General features: G+C 73.3%; 16 protein-coding genes. 5 read left to right on the top strand and 11 right to left on the bottom strand.

What is annotated here, in order from left to right; genetic code table 11:
* Positions 1 to 116: 116 nt before the first annotated feature.
* Positions 117 to 1,403, bottom strand: coding sequence for an MFS transporter (locus AB0G79_RS04305; RefSeq protein ID WP_360799905.1), 1,287 nt, complete (start codon positions 1,401 to 1,403; stop codon positions 117 to 119).
* 118 nt (positions 1,404 to 1,521) lie between these two features.
* Complete coding sequence (locus AB0G79_RS04300) at positions 1,522 to 2,784, bottom strand: MFS transporter (RefSeq protein WP_360799902.1); 1,263 nt, start codon at positions 2,782 to 2,784, stop codon at positions 1,522 to 1,524.
* 58 nt (positions 2,785 to 2,842) lie between these two features.
* Here AB0G79_RS04300 and AB0G79_RS04295 point away from each other — a divergent pair, with 58 nt between their 5' ends.
* Entirely contained in the window at positions 2,843 to 3,832 is a 990-nt protein-coding gene (locus AB0G79_RS04295) for a helix-turn-helix domain-containing protein (RefSeq protein ID WP_360799899.1), read from the top strand.
* Here AB0G79_RS04295 and AB0G79_RS04290 read toward each other — a convergent pair.
* The 3 genes from AB0G79_RS04290 to AB0G79_RS04280 all read right to left on the bottom strand — a co-directional run bounded on the left by AB0G79_RS04290 (position 3,787) and on the right by AB0G79_RS04280 (position 7,244).
* Complete coding sequence (locus AB0G79_RS04290; protein WP_360799896.1) at positions 3,787 to 4,998, bottom strand: MFS transporter; 1,212 nt, start codon at positions 4,996 to 4,998, stop codon at positions 3,787 to 3,789. The genes AB0G79_RS04295 and AB0G79_RS04290 overlap by 46 nt on opposite strands.
* 258 nt (positions 4,999 to 5,256) lie before the next feature.
* Positions 5,257 to 6,306 carry a Zn-dependent alcohol dehydrogenase gene (locus AB0G79_RS04285; RefSeq protein WP_360799893.1) on the bottom strand — a complete coding sequence of 350 codons (1,050 nt, stop codon included), beginning with the start codon at positions 6,304 to 6,306 and terminating at the stop codon, positions 5,257 to 5,259.
* Entirely contained in the window at positions 6,303 to 7,244 is a 942-nt protein-coding gene (locus AB0G79_RS04280) for an SDR family NAD(P)-dependent oxidoreductase (RefSeq protein ID WP_360799890.1), read from the bottom strand. The genes AB0G79_RS04285 and AB0G79_RS04280 overlap by 4 nt, the downstream gene beginning before the upstream one ends.
* Positions 7,245 to 7,345: 101 nt before the next feature.
* Here AB0G79_RS04280 and AB0G79_RS04275 point away from each other — a divergent pair, with 101 nt between their 5' ends.
* Entirely contained in the window at positions 7,346 to 8,272 is a 927-nt protein-coding gene (locus AB0G79_RS04275; RefSeq protein WP_360799887.1) for a cyclase family protein, read from the top strand.
* Positions 8,273 to 8,449: 177 nt separating this feature from the next.
* On the opposite strand, the gene AB0G79_RS04270 is transcribed toward AB0G79_RS04275, so the two are convergent.
* From AB0G79_RS04270 to AB0G79_RS04255, 4 genes are all read right to left on the bottom strand, one after another.
* Positions 8,450 to 8,884: an ATP-binding protein gene (locus tag AB0G79_RS04270; protein ID WP_360799884.1), complete on the bottom strand. Its 435-nt coding sequence runs from the start codon at positions 8,882 to 8,884 to the stop codon at positions 8,450 to 8,452.
* 284 nt (positions 8,885 to 9,168) lie between these two features.
* Complete coding sequence (locus AB0G79_RS04265) at positions 9,169 to 10,026, bottom strand: acyl-CoA dehydrogenase family protein (protein ID WP_360799881.1); 858 nt, start codon at positions 10,024 to 10,026, stop codon at positions 9,169 to 9,171.
* 8 nt (positions 10,027 to 10,034) lie between these two features.
* Positions 10,035 to 11,174: an acyl-CoA dehydrogenase family protein gene (locus AB0G79_RS04260; protein WP_360799878.1), complete on the bottom strand. Its 1,140-nt coding sequence runs from the start codon at positions 11,172 to 11,174 to the stop codon at positions 10,035 to 10,037.
* The gene (locus tag AB0G79_RS04255; protein ID WP_360799875.1) at positions 11,174 to 12,409 is read right to left on the bottom strand and encodes an amidohydrolase family protein; all 1,236 of its coding nucleotides are present in this window, start codon (positions 12,407 to 12,409) and stop codon (positions 11,174 to 11,176) included. The genes AB0G79_RS04260 and AB0G79_RS04255 overlap by 1 nt, the downstream gene beginning before the upstream one ends.
* Before the next feature lie 134 nt (positions 12,410 to 12,543).
* Here AB0G79_RS04255 and AB0G79_RS04250 point away from each other — a divergent pair, with 134 nt between their 5' ends.
* The gene (locus tag AB0G79_RS04250) at positions 12,544 to 14,055 is read left to right on the top strand and encodes an AMP-binding protein (RefSeq protein WP_360799872.1); all 1,512 of its coding nucleotides are present in this window, start codon (positions 12,544 to 12,546) and stop codon (positions 14,053 to 14,055) included.
* Here the strand turns inward: AB0G79_RS04250 and AB0G79_RS04245 are convergent.
* Positions 14,030 to 14,434 carry an STAS domain-containing protein gene (locus AB0G79_RS04245; RefSeq protein WP_360799869.1) on the bottom strand — a complete coding sequence of 135 codons (405 nt, stop codon included), beginning with the start codon at positions 14,432 to 14,434 and terminating at the stop codon, positions 14,030 to 14,032. The genes AB0G79_RS04250 and AB0G79_RS04245 overlap by 26 nt on opposite strands.
* Before the next feature lie 175 nt (positions 14,435 to 14,609).
* Between AB0G79_RS04245 and AB0G79_RS04240 the strand changes: the two genes are divergently transcribed.
* Both AB0G79_RS04240 and AB0G79_RS04235 read left to right on the top strand, forming a co-directional pair.
* Positions 14,610 to 15,191: a sigma-70 family RNA polymerase sigma factor gene (locus AB0G79_RS04240; RefSeq protein WP_360799866.1), complete on the top strand. Its 582-nt coding sequence runs from the start codon at positions 14,610 to 14,612 to the stop codon at positions 15,189 to 15,191.
* A complete protein-coding gene (locus AB0G79_RS04235) occupies positions 15,185 to 16,525 on the top strand; it encodes a zf-HC2 domain-containing protein (RefSeq protein ID WP_360799863.1) in 1,341 nt (446 codons plus the stop codon). Before AB0G79_RS04240 ends, AB0G79_RS04235 begins: the two co-directional genes overlap by 7 nt.
* Before the next feature lie 13 nt (positions 16,526 to 16,538).
* Here the strand turns inward: AB0G79_RS04235 and purU are convergent, their stop codons facing one another.
* A complete protein-coding gene (purU, locus tag AB0G79_RS04230; RefSeq protein WP_360799860.1) occupies positions 16,539 to 17,390 on the bottom strand; it encodes a formyltetrahydrofolate deformylase in 852 nt (283 codons plus the stop codon).
* Between the last annotated feature and the right edge of the window lie 19 nt (positions 17,391 to 17,409).

Genomic DNA, 17,409 nt, shown 5'->3' with positions numbered 1-17,409 from the left:
AGGTCGGGGTACACGTCCTGCCGGCGGTAGCGGCGGCAGTGGAGGTGCACGCCGCGGCGGTACGCCGTGAGGTGCGGGCCGCCTCCTGGAGCGGCCGCCGGCGGATGCGGCCGGCCCTAAGCCGATCGGGGACGCCGGATGACCAGGGCCATCAGCGCGGCCGCCGCGCACAGCGCGCCGGAGGCGTACCAGACCGGGTCGTAGCTGCCGAAGACGTCGCGGGCGAGGCCGCCGCCGAAGGCGACGAGGGCGGCGCCGACCTGGTGCGAGGCGAGGACCCAGCCGAAGACGATCGCCGAGTCCTCGCCGTACTGCTCGCGGCAGAGGGCGATCGTGGGCGGGACGGTGGCGACCCAGTCGAGGCCGTAGAAGACGATGAAGAACAGCATCGGCGGGTGGACGGCCGGCGCGAGGAGCACGGGCAGGAAGAGGAGCGAGATCCCGCGCAGGGCGTAGTAGACGGCGAGGAGGCGGCGGGCCTCGAAGCGGTCCGTGAACCAGCCGGAGGCGATCGTGCCGACGACGTCGAAGACGCCGATGACGGCGAGGAGCCCGGCGGCGGCCGTGACGGGCATGCCGTGGTCGTGGGCGGCGGGGACGAAGTGGGTCTTGACCAGGCCGTTGGTGGAGGCGCCGCAGATCGCGAACGTGCCGGCGAGCAGCCAGAAGGGGCCGGTGCGGGCCGCCTTGAGGAGGACGGTGACGGCGCGGCGGGCGGCGCCGGTGACGGGGGCGGGCTTCTCGGCGTACTCGCCGCCGTACGGGGCGAGGCCCACGTCGGCCGGGTGGTCGCGCAGGAGGAGCCAGACGAAGGGGACGACCGCGAGGGCGGCGAGGGCGACGGTGACGGCGGCGGGGCGCCAGCCGTGGTGCTCGACGAGCCAGGAGAGGAGCGGGAGGAAGACGAGCTGGCCGGAGGCGCCCGCGGCGGTGAGGATGCCGGTGACGAGGCCGCGGCGGGCGGTGAACCAGCGGTTCGTGACGGTCGCGGCGAAGGCGAGGGCCATGGAGCCGCTGCCGAGGCCGACGAGGACGCCCCAGTAGAGGACGAGCTGCCAGGCCGCCGTCATCCAGACGGTGAGGAGCGAACCGACGGCGATGACCGTCAGCGCGACGGCGACGACCCGCCGGATGCCGAACCGGTCCATGAGGGCGGCGGCGAAGGGGGCGGTGAGCCCGTAGAGCGCGAGGTTCACGGAGACGGCGAAGCCGATCGTGCCCCGCGACCAGTCGAACTCCGCGTGGAGCGGCTCGATCAACAGCCCCGGGAGCGAGGCGAAGGCCGCGGCGCCGATGATCGTGACGAAGGTGACGGCCGCGACGAACCAGGCACGGTGGACGCGGGAGGAGGACCGCGGCGAGGGGACGAGCGGCGGAGCGCTGCTCTCAGTTGTCTGAGCCATGCCCTTCAGCATCCCGGCCCCGCCCCCGCCCGACCATTGGCCCGAATGACACGTTTCCAACGGATCGGGCCACTCGAACCGGCCCAAGGGACCGGGCCCAGGGACCGAGCTGTCGGATTCACCCCGTCGCCCTCGGCAGCCTCCTGATCGGGCGGGTCGACAGGAGGGCCGTGGCGACGAGGACGGCGATGGCCGCGCCCGTGAGGAGGACCGTTTCCGTGCCGACCGTCGCGGCCACCGGGCCCGAGAGGGTGCGGCCCACGCCCATCATCAGGAGGGAGCCGGCCACGTCGTAGGCGTGCATGCGGTTGAGGGAGTCCTGCGGGACGTGTGTCTGGACCGCCGTGGACCACATGACCAGCCAGAACGCGAAGGCCGCCCCGCCGGTGAACTGGCCCGCCACCAGGAGGCCCACCGGGGCGCCCGTCCCGAGCAGCAGGAGGTTGACCGGGAGGCCGAGGAGGGCCACCGCGCCCGCCGCGAGGGGGCGGGTCGGGCGGAGGCGGAGGGCGAGGAGGCCGCCGGTCGCGCTGCCGGCGCCGTTGACGGCCATCAGGACGCCGTAGGTCGCCGGGCCGTGTTCCGCCGTGACCAGGCTCGCGGTGAGCGGGACCATCGGGCCCGCCACCGTCAGGCCGTACACCGTCCAGATCGCGATCACTCCCCAGAGCCAGGAGCGGGAGGTGAACTCGCGCCAGCCCAGGGCCAGTTCGGAGGCCATACTGCCCCTTCGGGCCTTGTCCGAGGGGAGCGGGGGCAGGCGGATCAGTGTCAGGCACAGCGCGCTCACCGCGAACGTCACGCCGTTCACCGCGAACGCCGCCCCCGCGTTCCAGAGCGCCACCAGCACGCCCGCCGCCGCCGGGCCCGCCATCGTCATCAGGGCCTCCGCCACCCGCAGGACGGCGTTCGCCCGCTGCACGTCGGGGGCGATGCGGGGGATCGTGGACGCCACGCCCGGCTGGAAGAGGGCCGCGCCGATGCCGCTGAGGACCGACAGGGCGTAGACCGCCCACAGCGGCGGGCCGCCGAGGGCGAAGGTGACCGCGAGGACGCCCGAGGCGGGGAGGCGGAGCAGGTCCGCCAGGATCATCATGCGGCGGGCGGTGAAGCGGTCCGCCAGGACGCCGCCGAAGAGGACGAAGAGCGCGAACGCCGCCGTCCAGCCGCCGAGCGCGTACCCGACCGTCGACCCGGGGTGTCCGGCGCCGAGCAGGCCCGCCGCGAAGGCCACCGGGACCATGCCCTCGCCGAGGACGGCCACCGCCCTCGCGGTGAAGAAGAGCCGGAAGTTGCGGTTCCAGAGAGGCGGAGGCAGGTGCGCGGTCGTCGGAATGCGCGCGGCCGCCTCGGGCTTGTACGTGTTGTCCGTCACGGACACCTACTCGTACCAGCCCTATGGTCTGGACCACCATCGATTTTCGGAGGGAGCACCGCCCGTGCACCACCGCCCGCACCGCGTCGTCGTCCTCGCCCTCCCCGGGCTCCTCCCCTTCGAACTCGGCATCCCCCACCGGATCTTCGGGCGCGCGAAGGACTCCGAGGGCCGGGCGCTGTACGAGATCCTCACCTGCGCGACCACCGCCGGAGCCGTGCAGACGGACGCCGACTTCGCCGTCCACGTCGAGCACGGGGCCGAGATCCTCGCCACCGCCGACACCGTCGTCGTCCCCGCCTCCTACGAGCTCGGTCCGGTCTACGAGGAGGGCCGCCTCACCGACGAACTCGCCGCCGCCCTCGCGCACATCAGGCCCGGCACCCGCCTCGTCTCCATCTGCACCGGCGGGTACGTGCTGGCCGCCGCCGGGTACCTCGACGGGCGGCCCGCCACCACGCACTGGGCCTCCGCCGAGCACTTCCAGCGGCTCTTCCCCGAGGTGCGGGTCGACGCCGACGTCCTCTTCGTCGACGACGGCGACGTCCTCACCTCCGCCGGCGTCGCCGCCGGCATCGACCTGTGCCTGCACCTCGTCCGCCGCGACCACGGCACCGCCGTCGCCAACGACGTCGCCCGCAGGACCGTCGTCCCGCCGCACCGCGACGGCGGCCAGGCGCAGTACATCGCCCGGCCGATGCCGGAGGCCGGTACGCACACCACGACCGCCGCCCGCGCCTGGGCCCTCGCCCACCTCCACGAGCCGATCCAGCTGCGCGACCTCGCCGAGCGGGAGGCGATGAGCGTACGGACGTTCACGCGCCGCTTCCGCGAGGAGGTCGGCGTCAGCCCGGGGCAGTGGCTGACCCAGCAGCGCGTGGAGCGGGCCCGGCACCTCCTGGAGTCCACGGGGCTGCCGATCGACCGGATCGCGCACGACGCGGGCTTCGGGACGGCGCAGTCGCTGCGGGCGCACCTCATGAGTGCGATCGGGGTGACGCCGACCGCCTACCGGAGGACCTTCCGGGCCTCCTCCGCCAAGGCATCGGACTGAGCCGCCCGAGCGGTCAGCCGCCGCTCCCCGGCCGCCCCCACCGCGACGAGCAGGACCGTGAGCCCGACGCCGTACAGGATCGCCGTCGACGGCGCGACGACGGTCAGCAGCCAGCCCGCGAGCGCGCCCGCGCCCGCGTATCCCGCGCCGACGGCCGCGTACATCAGCGAGTACCCGGCGGCGAGCGCGGACGGCGGCAGGAGGCGGCGCAGGGCGAGGTTGCGGGTGAGGGATGACGGGGCCATGAGCAGGCCGGAGAGGGCGAGGACGATGCCGATGCCCGCCGTCCACGGGACGACGGCGACGAGCGCGATCCCGGCGCAGACGGTGAGGACGAGGGCCGCGGACTGGGCGGCGAGCGTGCCGGGCCAGGTGCTCCGCAGGCCGTAGACGAAGCCGCCGACGGCCGAGGCGACCGAGAATCCGGCGAGCAGCGGTCCGGCCCAGCCGAGGGCGATCCCGCGCTGTTCGAGGAGGGCGGGGAGGACGAGTTCGGCAAGGGCGAGCAGGCAGAGTCCGGCGGCCCCGAGGACGTACACCGGCCAGACCCGCGCCAGCACCCGGCGTGCGGACACGCCCTTCTCGGGCGGCTCGGTCGTCCAGCCGACGGGCAGCGTCCAGAGCCCGGCGATCGACAGCAGCATGAGGGCGCCCATGAGGAGGAGCGGTACGGCGGGTCCGGCGCCGAGCGCGATGCCGGTGGCGAGGGCGGGGGCGGCGGCCCAGACGCCGTAGATGAGGATCGACTCGCCGCTCATGGCCTGGGTGACGGACCGCTCGGGGACGAGGCTGGTCAGCAGGGCGCGCAGGCCGCCGGGGACGGCGGCGGGGCCGATGCCCGCGAGGACGCAGAGGGCCCCGAGGACGAGCGGGTGGGCGTCGGCCAGCAGGCCGAGGGCGGTGAAGGCGGCGGCGCCGACGGCGAGTCCGGCGGCGAGCTGCGGGCGGGCCCGCTCGGCGTCGAGGCGCAGGCCGAGGAGGGGGGCGCCGACGATCTCGCCGATGACGTACGCGGCGGCGAGGACCGCCCCGAGGGTGTAGCCGCCGGGCCGCTCCCGTACGAGGAAGACGAGTGCGAGCGGCGCCATGGCGACGGGCAGCCGGCCGGCGACGGCGACGGCGGACCAGGCGAGGACGGGTCGGGTGGCGAGCTCGCGATAGGACATGAGGGGACCGTAGGCGGTGGACGGTCCTGTCTCCAGGGGTATTCGGTGAGTGAGACCTCGGGCCCCGCCCGGTCGGCCCCGCCAGGCCCCGCCCGGTCGGCCCCGCCAGGCCCCGCCCCGGGGGCCCCGCCAGACCCCACCCCGGGCAGCCCCACCCCGGGCAGCCCCGCCCCGGGCAGCCCCACCCCGGTCGGCCCCGTCCCGGTCGGCCCCGTCCCGGTCGGCCTCGGCCGGGGCGGGGCCCGTGGGCCAGGGCGCTCAGAAGGTGAGCACGCCCCGCGCCACCTTCCCCTTCTCCGCGTCCTCCACGGCCCGCCCGAACTCCTCCACCGGATAGGTGGCCGTGACGAGCTCGTCGAGGAGCAGGCTCCCCGAGCGGTACAGCTCGGCGTAGAGCGCGATGTCCTTCTGCGGCCGCGAGGAGCCGTAGCGGCAGCCGAGGATCGACTTGTCCAGGAACATCGCGGCGGGCAGGAAGCTCGCCTCGGCGGTCGGCGCGGTCACGCCGAGCAGGATCGCCTGGCCGTGCCGGTCGAGGAGGTCGATCGCGGTGCGGACGAGTCCGGTGTGGCCGACGCACTCGAAGACGTGGTCGGCGCCGGTCGGCAGGATCTCCCGTACGCCGTCGGTGGAGGCGAGGAAGTGCGTGGCGCCGAACTGCCGGGCCACGGCCTCCTTGTCGGGGTTGGTGTCGACGGCGACGATCGTCAGCGCGCCCGCGATCCGGGCGCCCTGGATGACGTTGAGGCCGATGCCGCCGGTGCCGATGACGACGACGGTCTCGCCGCGGCCGACCTTCGCGCGGTTGAGTACGGCTCCGACGCCGGTGAGGACGCCGCAGCCCATGAGGGCGGCGGAGGTGAGCGGGATGTCCTTCGGGATCTTCACGGCCTGGACGGCCTTGACGACGGTCCGCTCGGCGAAGGAGGAGTTCGAGGCGAACTGGAAGATCGGCTGCCCGCCGCGGGAGAACGGCTTCCCCGGCATCCCGATGGCCTTCCGGCACATCGTCGGCCGTCCCCGGTCGCAGTCCGCGCAGGCCCCGCAGTTCGCGAGCGTGGACAGGGCCACGTGGTCGCCGGGTACGACGTGGGTGACGCCGGGCCCGACGGCCTCGACGACGCCGGCGCCCTCGTGGCCGAGGACCACGGGCGGCGGGAAGGGGATGGTCCCGTCGACGACGGACAGGTCGCTGTGGCAGAGCCCTGCCGCGGCGATCCCGACGAGGACCTCGCCGGGTCCGGGGTCGCGCACCTCCAGGTCGTCGACGACCCGGACGGACTTGCCGTCGAACACGACGCCCCTCATGAGCCGTTCCCCTTCCTGCCCTCAGGGGCCGCGTTCGGCCGGTCGCCGGCCGCCGCCGCCCGCGCCATCTCCTCCAGGCGCTCCAGCATCGGCATCGGGTCCTTGCCCACCGTCCCCGGCAGGAAGTCGGCGATCCGCTCGGGGGTCCAGCCGCCCTCCGCGTACCCGGCGCGCAGCTCGCGCGGCTGCGCCCAGACGGCGATCTTCGGGCCCGCGATCGTGTAGACCTGGCCGGTGATCTTCTCGTCCCGGGCCCGTTCGGACAGCAGGTAGACGACGAGTGCGGCCACGTCCTCCGGCTCGCCGATCTCCTTGAGCTCCATGGGGACGTTGGCGGACATCCGGGTCCGCGCGACGGGTGCGACCGCGTTGGCGGTGACGCCGTACTTGTGGAGGCCGAGGGCGGCCGACCGTACGAGCGAGATGATCCCGCCCTTGGCCGCCGAGTAGTTGGCCTGGGCGACGGAGCCCTGATGGTTGCCGCTGGTGAAGCCGATGAGCGTGCCCGTGCCCTGCTTGCGCATGACCGCCGAGGCCGCGCGGAAGACGGTGAAGGTGCCCTTGAGGTGGGTGGCGACGACGGGGTCCCACTCCTCCTCGGACATGTTGAAGAGCATCCGCTCGCGCAGGATGCCGGCGACGCAGACGACGCCGTCGACGCGGCCGTACTCCGCGAGGGCCACGTCCACGATCCGCTGGCCGCCGGCCATCGTGGAGATGTCGTCGGCGACGGCGATCGCCGTGCCGCCGGCGGCCTCGATCTCCTTCACCACCTCGGCGGCGATCTCCGAGGTCGGTTCGCCGCCCTCGATCGACACCCCGTAGTCGTTGACGACGACCTTCGCGCCCTCCGCCGCGCACGCGAGGGCGACGGCGCGGCCGATGCCGCGCCCCGCGCCCGTCACGGCGACGACCTTGCCAGCCAAGAAGTTCCCCACGCCCGGCCCCTTCCCGCATTTTCTGACGGTCCGTTAGATTCGTACGTCGTCAGGATTCTACGGTCCGTCAGATACCGGAAAACAAGCCCCCGGAGGCCCCGATGTCCCTCCCCGCCGCTTTTCACGAGATCGCCAAGCGCGTCAACAACTGGGGCCGCTGGGGCCAGGGCGACGAGATCGGGACGTTGAACCTCGTCACCGACGAGGTGGTCAGGGAGGCCGCCGCGACCGTCCGCACCGGCCGACGGATCCCGCTCGCCGTCGACCTCAAGCAGGACGGCGTGCAGACCGGCATGATCCCGGGCCGGGTCAACCCGCTCCACGTCATGGTCCAGGTGAACCAGGAGATCTTCGGACCCGGCACGGTCGCCACCAGCGACGACGCCGTGACCCTCGGCCTCCAGGCGGGCACCCACTGGGACGCCCTCACCCACGCCTCGCACTCCGGCCGCATCTACAACGGCCGGCCCGCCGACACCATCACCGCGCACGGCCGCTCCGCGTACAGCGGCATCCACACCGCGCGGCACGTGGTGAGCCGGGGCGTCCTCCTCGACGTCGCCGCCGCGAAGGGCGTCGACCGGCTGCCCGGCGACCACGCCGTGACGCCGGAAGACCTCGACGAGGCGGCGGAGTTCGGCGGGGTCACGGTCCGGGCCGGTGACATCGTGCTCGTACGGACGGGACAGATCCAGGCGTACCTGGCCGGGGACAGGCACGGGTACGCGTTCCCCTCGCCCGGCCTGTCGATCCGTACGCCCGAGTGGTTCCACGCCCGCGACGTCGCGGCCGTCGCCAACGACACGCTCACCTTCGAGATCTTCCCGCCGGAGATCGAGGACCTGTGGATGCCCGTCCACGCGCTCGACCTGGTGGAGATGGGGATGCTCCAGGGGCAGAACTGGAACCTGGAGGAACTGTCCACAGCCTGTGCACAGGAGCGGCGCTACGCCTTCCTGCTCTCCGCGATGCCGGAGCCCTTCGTCGGCGGCACGGGCACGCCGGTGGCGCCGGTGGCACTCCTCTGAACAGCGCTTTACACGCTTGTACGTTCGCGGGCGGCGGCGCGCTCGCGCGCACCCCGAGCACGGCACGAACACCCGCCGCCACCCGGCCACGACCCGCACACGCCGAGGGCCGTCGCGGCCCTCGGCTCCCCTCGCAACGAATCGCTCAGACCAGAGTGGGCAAAGCGCCACGAACCGTCAACAGTGCACCCGTCCGGGCGACACCGCCGACGCCGGGGCGGGCGTGACCCGGTCGACCTCGCACCAGATGCTCTTCCCCGCGCCTTCGGGCTGCCAGCCCCAGCGGTCCGCGAGCCCGTCGACCAGTTCGAGGCCGCGCCCGTTGGTGTCGTCGCCCTGCGCGTGCCGGGGCCGGGGCGGCCGGTCGCTCGTGTCGGCGACCTCGACCCGGACGCCGCCGCCGGCGGCGAAGGCCATCCGCAGAACGGCCGGGCAGCCGGTGTGCACCACGGCGTTGGTCACGAGCTCGGACACGATCAGCACGAGCGTCTCCGTGAGCGGCTCGTCGTCCCCTATGCCCGATCCGACGAGACGCGAGCGCGCCCACTTCCGGGCTCGCCCTACTTCAGCCGGGTCGGGCCCGACCTCCAACTGCACCTGAAGCACCTGCACCGCTCACACCATCCGAACCGGCGGACACACCTTTACGGAACGTGATTCCCTTATGGGACAGCATGGTTGACGTACAGTCACCGCAACAAGCGCTTCGGGCATATTCCAGCGCGAAGGAGTACGCATGGTCCATACTGTGCGACGCACGCTGCGGGTAGTCGAACGCATCCCACGGAGAGTACCGGAGCGGAAGACCGTCTCCCGGTCGCGACGGCCCCTCCGAAGGACACAACCCGATATCGACATTGCGTGACATTCTCGTCACACGATGTGACGATTCGGCCTCACAGGTGCGCCGCCACCAGCTCCTCCGCACGCGCCGCCGGGAGCCGCAGCTCCGCCCGCACCCAGGCCCGCTTGAGGTGCAGGTGCACGTCGGCCTCCCACGTGAAGCCCATGCCGCCGAAGACCTGGAGGCAGTCCCGGGCGTTCCCGGTCGCCGCCTCGTCGGCGAGCAGCTTCGCGCCCGCGACCTCGGCGGGCGCGGCGGTGACGGACGCGGCCCGCACCGCCGCACGGGCGAGCTCGGCCCTGACGAGCATCCCGGCGCAGAGGTGCTTGACCGCCTGGAAGGCGCCGATGGCCTGCCCGAACTGCTCCCGCTCACGGGCGTAGGCCACGGCCATCCCGGTCGTCCGCTCCGCGCTGCCGACCTGCTCGGCGGCGGTGAGGAGCACGGACACCGGGTCGGCCTCCGCCCGGCCCTGCACCCGGTGCAGCGGCGTCAGCGGATCCACCGACCGCACCGGTACGGCCCCGGCCGCGTCCCCCAGGACGACGTCGGCCGCGTCCAGCCACGGCACCAGCCCCTCGGCCGCCTCCGTGACCACCACCTCGCCCTCCGCCGCGCCCGGCACGGCCCCCGCCGCCACGTGCGTGGAGACCAGGGGTCCCGGCAGGAGCGCCCGCCCGGCCTCCTCGAAGAGGAGCACGGCCTCCGGCAGCCCGAGCCCGACCCCGCCCTCCTCCTCGGGGAGCCGCAGCGCGAAGAACCCGGCCGCGCCGAGCTCCCGCCACAGCTCCCGGTCGAGCCCCCCGGCGTCGACGGCCGCGCGCAGCGCGTCCCGGTCGAAGCGGCGGTCGAGGAGCTCCCGTACGCCCCGCCGCAGGGCGTGCTGGTCCTCGGTGAGTCGGAAGTCCATGCGTCGGGTCACCGGCCCTTCGGGAGGCCGAGGATGCGCTCGGCGACGATGTTGCGCTGGATCTGGGAGGTGCCGGCGGCGATCGTGTACGAGAGCGAGGACAGCCGGTCGAGGTTCCACTCGCGGTCGAGGTCGAGCGCGTCGGGGCCCAGGACGGCCCCGGCCGCCTCGTACAGCTCCTGGCGGGCGTGCGAGTAGTGCAGCTTGAAGACGGAGCCGCCCGCGCCCGGGACCCCGCCGGTGGCCTGGGCCTCGCTGACGTTGGCCTGGGTCAGCCGCCACAGCGCCTGGAACTCGGCGGACAGCCGGCCGAGCCGCCGGCGGAGCACCGGGTCGTCCCAGGTGCCGTTCTTGCGTGCCGTGCGGGCCAGCTCGCCGAGGAGGCGGCGGCAGGCGACGACCTCGCCGACGAAGGCCGTGCCCCGCTCGAAGGAGAGGGTGACCATGGTGACGCGCCAGCCGTCGTTCTCCTCGCCGACCCGGTTCGCGACGGGGACCCGTACCTCGTCGAGGAACATCTCCGCGAACTCCGTCGACCCGGCGAGCGTCCGCAGCGGGCGCACGGTCACGCCGGGCGCGTCCATCGGCATCGCGAGCCAGCTGATCCCCCGGTGCTTGGAGGCCGCCGGGTCGGGATCGGTGCGGACGAGGAGCTCGCACCAGTCGGCGACCTCGGCGTGCGAGGTCCAGATCTTCTGGCCGGTGACGACGTACGCGTCGCCGTCCCGGACGGCCTTGGTGCGGAGCGAGGCGAGGTCGGAGCCGGCTCCGGGCTCGCTGAAGCCCTGGCACCACACCTCGTCGCCGCGCAGGATCGGCGGCAGCCAGCGCTCGCGCTGCGCGGCCGTGCCCTCGGCGGCGATCGTCGGGCCCGCGTGGAGCAGCCCGACGAAGTTCGCGCCGACGTAGGGCGCGCCCGCGAGCTCGGTCTCCTCCAGGAAGATCAGCCGCTGGGTGGGGGACGCGTCCCAGTGGGTGTCGGCGTACCCGGCGTCGTACAGGCGGCGCTGCCAGCCGCAGTCGTACGCGCGGCGGGCGGGCCAGTCGAGCGGGTCGGGCCGGGCCGGGAGCGTCGGCAGGGTGGCGATCAGCCACGCGCGGAGCCGCGCCCGGAACTCCTCTTCCTCCTCCGAGCAGGTGAGATCCATCAGGACCGGCCCGTGCCGAAGCCCAGGTCGACGCCCTTGTCGAAGTCGAGGCCGAGCATGCGGATCGCGTTCCCCCGCATCAGTTTGTAGACCGTCTCGTCGTCGAGGCCCTGGACGTGGTCGAGGGCGACCTCCTTGGTGTGCGGGAAGGTCGAGTCGACGTGCGGGTAGTCGGTCTCGAAGGTGGCGTTGTCCCGGCCGACGACGTCGAGCGAGGCGATGCCGTGCTTGTCGCGGAAGAAGCAGCAGAAGATCTGCCGGTAGTAGTACGTGGACGGCGGCTCGGGGATCAGGTCGCGGACCCCTCCCCAGGCGCGGTGCTCCTCCCACACGTCGTCGGCGCGCTCCAGCGCGTACGGGATCCAGCCCATCTGGCCCTCGCTGTAGGCCAGCTTGAGCGTCGGGAACTTCACGAGGACGCCGGAGAAGAGGAAGTCCATCATCGAGGCCATCGCGTTGTTGAAGCTCAGGCTGGCCTGGACGGCGGGCGGGGCGTCGGGCGAGGCGGCGGGCATCTGGCTCGACGACCCGATGTGCATGTTGACGACGGTCCCGGTCTCCTGGCAGACGGCGAAGAAGGGGTCCCAGTAGCCGGAGTGGATCGAGGGCAGGCCGAGGTGGGTGGGGATCTCGGAGAAGGTGACGGCCCTGACCCCGCGGGCGGCGTTGCGCCGGATCTCCGCCACCGCCAGGTCGATGTCCCAGAGCGGGATGATGCAGAGCGGGATCAGCCGGCCGCCGCTGTCGCCGCACCACTCCTCGACCATCCAGTCGTTGTACGCGCGCACGCAGGCGAGGGCGACCTCCTTGTCCTGCGCCTCCGCGAAGGTCTGCCCGCAGAAGCGCGGGAAGGTGGGGAAGCAGAGGGAGGCCTCGACGTGGTTGAGGTCCATGTCGGCGAGGCGCGCCTTGGGGTCCCAGCAGCCGCGGCGCATCTCGGCGCGGGTGATGCCCTCCAGGGTCATGTCGTCGCGGTCGAAGCCGACGGCGGCGATGTTCCGCTTGTACGGGAACTTGAGGTCCTCGTAGATCCACCAGTCGGTGGGCGGGCCGTCGGGGTCCATCGTGATCTGGTACTTCCCGGCGACGTAGGCGAGCTCGCCGATCCCGGCGGTGAGGGCCTTGGGCCCGCGGTCCCGGTACTTCTTCGGGAGCCAGGTCTCGAAGAGGTGGGCCGGCTCGATCACGTGGTCGTCGACGCTGATGATGCGGGGCAGTTCCGCGCTGGAGCTCATGGGACCCTCTCCCGTTTCTGATGACCCGTCAGATCTGACGGCATCAGGCTAGCCCCGCACCCCTGGACCGACAAGCGCCCTGCCCTTACGCTCGCCGCACCATCTGACGGAACGTCAGTCGTGAGGAGTACGGGATGACCGACACCGCACACGCCCTGGGCGAGTCCCGCACGCTCTGGGAGCTCGTCGAACGCCGCGCCGCCCTCACCCCCGACCGGCCCGTCCTGCTCCAGGGCGACCGCGTCCTCACCTTCGGCGGCCTGCGCGACCGCGCCGAACGGTGCGCCGCCGGGCTGTACGGCATGGGCGTGCGGCCGGGGACGGTCGTCGCCTGGCAGCTGCCGACCCGGATCGAGACGGCCGTGCTCTCCTTCGCGCTCGCCCGCGTCGGAGCCGTACAGACGCCGGTGATCCCCTTCTACCGGGACAAGGAGGTCGGCTTCGCGCTCCGCGAGTCACGAGCCGAGTTCTTCGCCGTGCCCGGCGTCTGGCGCGGCTTCGACCACACGGACATGGCCCGGCGGCTCGGCGCGCGCGGGATCTTCGAGGCCTACTCCCCCGAGAGCCTCCCCGACGGCGACCCGGCCGTCCTGCCGCCTCCGCCCGCCTCCGGCACCGACGTCCGCTGGATCTACTGGACCTCCGGCACCACCTCCGACCCCAAGGGCGTCCTGCACACCGACCGCTCGCTCCTCGCCGGCGGCTCCTGCCTCGCGCACGCGCTGCGGCTGACCGCCGAGGACGTCGGCTCGATGGCCTTCCCGTACGCGCACATCGCCGGGCCCGACTACACGGTGATGCTCCTGCTGTACGGGTTCCCCGCCGTGATGTTCGAGCAGTTCGCCCTGCCCGACGCGCTCGCCGAGTACAACGCGCACGGCGTGACCGTCGCCGGCGGCTCCACCGCCTTCTACTCGATGTTCCTCGCCGAGCAGCGCAAGACGCCGGACCGGCCCGTCATCCCCACCCTCCGCCTCCTCGCGGGCGGCGGGGCGCCGAAGCCCCCGGAGGTCTACCACGCCGTGCGCAAGGAGCTCGGCTGCCAGCTCACCCACGGGTACGGGATGACCGAGGTCCCGATGATCACCATGGGCGACCCGGAGGACACCGTCGAGAATCTCGCGACGACCGAGGGCCGCCCGCCCGCCGGGATGGAGATACGCGTCACCGCCGACGGCGAGGTCCGGCTGCGCGGCGAGGCCGTCTGCCGGGGCTATCTCGACCCGGCGCAGACCGCCGCCGCCTTCGACGAGGACGGCTTCCTCATCACCGGGGACGTCGGGCACCTGACCCCGAGCGGGCACCTCGTCCTCACCGGCCGCATCAAGGACATCATCATCCGCAAGGGCGAGAACATCTCCGCCAAGGAGATCGAGGACCTCCTCGCCGGCCACCCGGACGTCGGCGACGCCGCCGTCATCGGCCTGCCGGACGCCGAGCGCGGCGAACGCGTCTGCGCCGTCGTCGAACAGCCGCCGGGCGCCGCGCCGCTGACGCTCGGCGCCGTCACCGCGTACCTCCGCGAGGCGGGGCTCTCGGTCCACAAGCTGCCGGAACAACTGGAGGTCGTGGACGCCCTGCCGCGCAACGAGACCCTGCGGAAGGTGCTCAAGTACAAGCTCAGGGAGCGGTTCGGCACTCGCTGAGCGGCTCCTCGCCGAGCGGCTCCTCGCCGACGGCCGCCTCGACGTCCCCGTGGACGTCGAAGAGGCGGCGGACGCCGAGGGCGGAGAGGACGCGTTCGACGTGCGCCTCCCCCTCGGCGTCAGCCGCGGGCAGGATCAGGCGGAGCCGTCCGCCGCAGGAGCGCAGCAGGCGGCGGGCGCCGATGAGGACGCCGACGCCGCTGGAGTCGCAGAAGCGGACGGCGGACAGGTCGACCACCAGGTCGCGGTGGCCGCCCGCGACGGCGTCGTGCACGCGTCGGCGTAGCCGCGGGGAGGTGACCAGGTCCAGCTCGCCCCGGATGCTCAGCACCGTCCAGGGACCGCGTTCGTCCTCGTCGACCTCGATCGTCGTCGTCACGGTCGCCGCCTGCCCCGCGGGGGCGGACCGAAACCCGTCCGGCCGTGGATGGCGCTTTCCTTACCATCCACATCGGCGTCAAGGGCGCACTTCCGGCAAACAGACGTGCGGTGCGGCGCGGGCCGTTACGTTGGTGGAGACGGTGAGGGGCCGACGAGCGGGGCGGAGGACGCGCATGGCGATGGAGACACCACCGCGCTGGGACCGCAGGATGCAGCAGCGGCTCGCGCGCGGGGAGGCCGCCGCGCTGGGCGAGTTCTACGACCGGTTCGCCTCGCTCGTGCACAGCCTCGCCAACCGCGTCCTCGACGACGTCCCCGCCGCCGACCAGATCACCCGCGAGGTCTTCGCCCACGTCTGGGAGCACCCCGACGAGTACGACCCCCGGCACGGCAGCATGCGCGCGTGGGTCGCGACCCTCGCGCAGAACCAGGCCGTGCGGCGGCTTCGTGAGACCGAGGCGACGGCGTACGCGGAGACCGGTGAGGGCTCGGCGGAGGAGCTGGAGCAGAAGGTGCTCCGCGCCAAGGCCGCCGCCCGCGCCGACTACATCGTCACGTCCATGCCGGCCTCGCTGCGGGCCGCGCTCGAATCGGCGTACGTCCAGCGGCGCGACTACCGGCAGACGGCGGCCGACCTCGGCGTCACCGAGGACGAGGCCCGGCGGCGGCTCCGGCTCGGCCTCCAGCTGCTCTCCTCGGCCAACGCCCGCCCACTGGAGGGCTCTTCGCCGCCGGGCTACGGGCGGGCGTGGTGACGGCCCGGGACGGGGACGCGGACGACGTCGCCCGCGCCCCGCGCATACCGGGCCCCCGCCTCTCGGCCGACGACCACGCGAGGCTGGACCGGCTCCCGACGGCGTACGCCCACGAGGACGACTCCGACGCCGACCCGGACGCCGACTCCCCCACCGACCTCGGTGCCGCCGCCGACGAGACGGGCGACGGTCCCGGGCCGCCGCCCCCCGAGGACGTCGAGGCCGACGTCCCGCAGCTCAGCCACCAAGTGCTCGCGTCCCTCCTCGGGGCCTGGGCACTTTCGGCGTGCTCCGCCGGGGAGACCCGGGCCGTCGAGGACCACCTCACCGACTGCGCGCCCTGCGCCGACGAGGCGCTCCGGCTGCGGGACGCCGTCACGCTGCTCCACGAGGACCGGGACCTCGACCTCGACCCGCTGCTCCGCGCCCGGGTCCTGGAGAGCTGCCTCGGCCGGCGCCCCGCGCGCGTACCGGTGCCGGACTGGGTCACCCCGTACGACGCCGAGACCGCCCGGCTCGACGCGCTGCTCCGGGACATCGGGGACGCGGAGTGGCACGCGCCGGTGCGGCTCAAGTGGTTCGAGGACGAGCGGATCGTGCGGCGCAGGACGAGCGTGGCCGGGGTCATCGGCCACCTCCTCGCGGTGGACGGCGTGGTCTCCGCCGCGCTCGGCCTCCCCGACCCGCTGGGCGCGGAGGTGCCCGAGCTCTCGCCGGCCGAGCGGACGGAGGCGCTGTGGTCGGGGCTCGACCGGCCGCCGAACCGGGAGCTGCGCAGGCCCTGGCGCGAGCAGTCGCACGCCCTGATCCGTACGGTCTCGTTCAAGGCGGGCGGCGTCGCCGACCTCACCGTCGACTACAAGGACTTCGCGCTGCCGCTGCGGGACTCGCTCCTGGAGCGGGCCTTCGAGTGCTGGCTGCACGCGGACGACATCGCGAACGCGGTGGCGTACCCGTACGACCCGCCGAGCGGTCCGCACCTGCACGACATGATCGACCTGGCGGCCCGGCAGCTGCCCGGCGCGCTCGCGAACCGGCGGCGCACGGGGCTCGCGTCCCCGCCCCGGCGGCTCGTCGCGGCGGGCGGGCGCGGCCGGTCGCTCCACTTGGAGGTCGAGGGGTCCGGCGGCGGCCACTGGTACATCCCGCTGGACTCGCCCGCGGCGGTCGGCGCGCCGGAGCTCGCGGTGGCGCAGGTCGCGATGGACGGCGTCGAGTTCTGCCGGCTCCTCGCGGGGCACATCTCGCCGGCCGAGGCGGCGGCGGGCCAGGAGGGCGACCGGGAGGCCATCCACGACGTCCTCGCCGCGGCGGCCTCCCTCAGCCGTATCTGAGCTCCGGGTCGCCTCAGGTGAAGACGACCGTGCGGCGGCCGTTGAGGAGGATGCGGCGCTCCGCGTGCCACTTCACCGCGCGGGCGAGGGCCTGGCACTCGACGTCCCGGCCGATGGCGACGAGCTGGTCGGGCGTGACCTCGTGGCCGACGCGCTCGACCTCCTGCTCGATGATCGGGCCCTCGTCGAGGTCCGCCGTCACGTAGTGGGCGGTCGCGCCGATCAGCTTCACCCCGCGCGCGTGCGCCTGGTGGTAGGGCTTGGCGCCCTTGAAGCTCGGGAGGAAGGAGTGGTGGATGTTGATGATGCGGCCGGAGAGCTGCTTGCACAGGTCGTCGGAGAGCACCTGCATGTAGCGGGCGAGGACGACGAGCTCGACGTCCTCCTCGCGGACCAGGTCGAGGAGTTCGGCCTCGGCCTCCGCCTTGGTCTCCTTGGTGACCGGGATGTGCCGGAACGGGAGCCCGTACGAGCCGACGAGCTCCTCGAAGTCGGTGTGGTTGGAGACGACCGCGACGATCTCGACGGGCAGCGCGCCGATCCGCGAGCGGAAGAGCAGGTCGTTCAGGCAGTGGCCGAACTTGGAGACCATGAGGACGATCCGCATGCGCTCGTCGGCGCGGTGGATCTGCCAGTCCATCGCGAAGGAGTCGCCGACCGCCGCGAAGCTCGCGCGGAGCTTCTCCGCGTTCACGGGTGCCTCGGCCGAGAAGTGGACCCGCATGAAGAAGAGACCCGTGTCACGGTCTCCGAACTGCTGGCTGTCCTCGATATTGCATCCGGTGATGAACAGGTAGCTCGACACGGCGTGCACGATGCCCTGCTTGTCGGGGCACGAGAGGGTGAGGACGTACTGGTCGGTCATCCCGACACCTTGCCACACC

Origin of the sequence: Streptomyces sp. NPDC020807 (assembly GCF_040641575.1) — a bacterium.
Lineage (GTDB): Bacteria > Actinomycetota > Actinomycetes > Streptomycetales > Streptomycetaceae > Streptomyces.
Note: the sequence above shows the minus strand (reverse complement) of the source record. Positions and strands in the feature narration are given on the sequence as shown.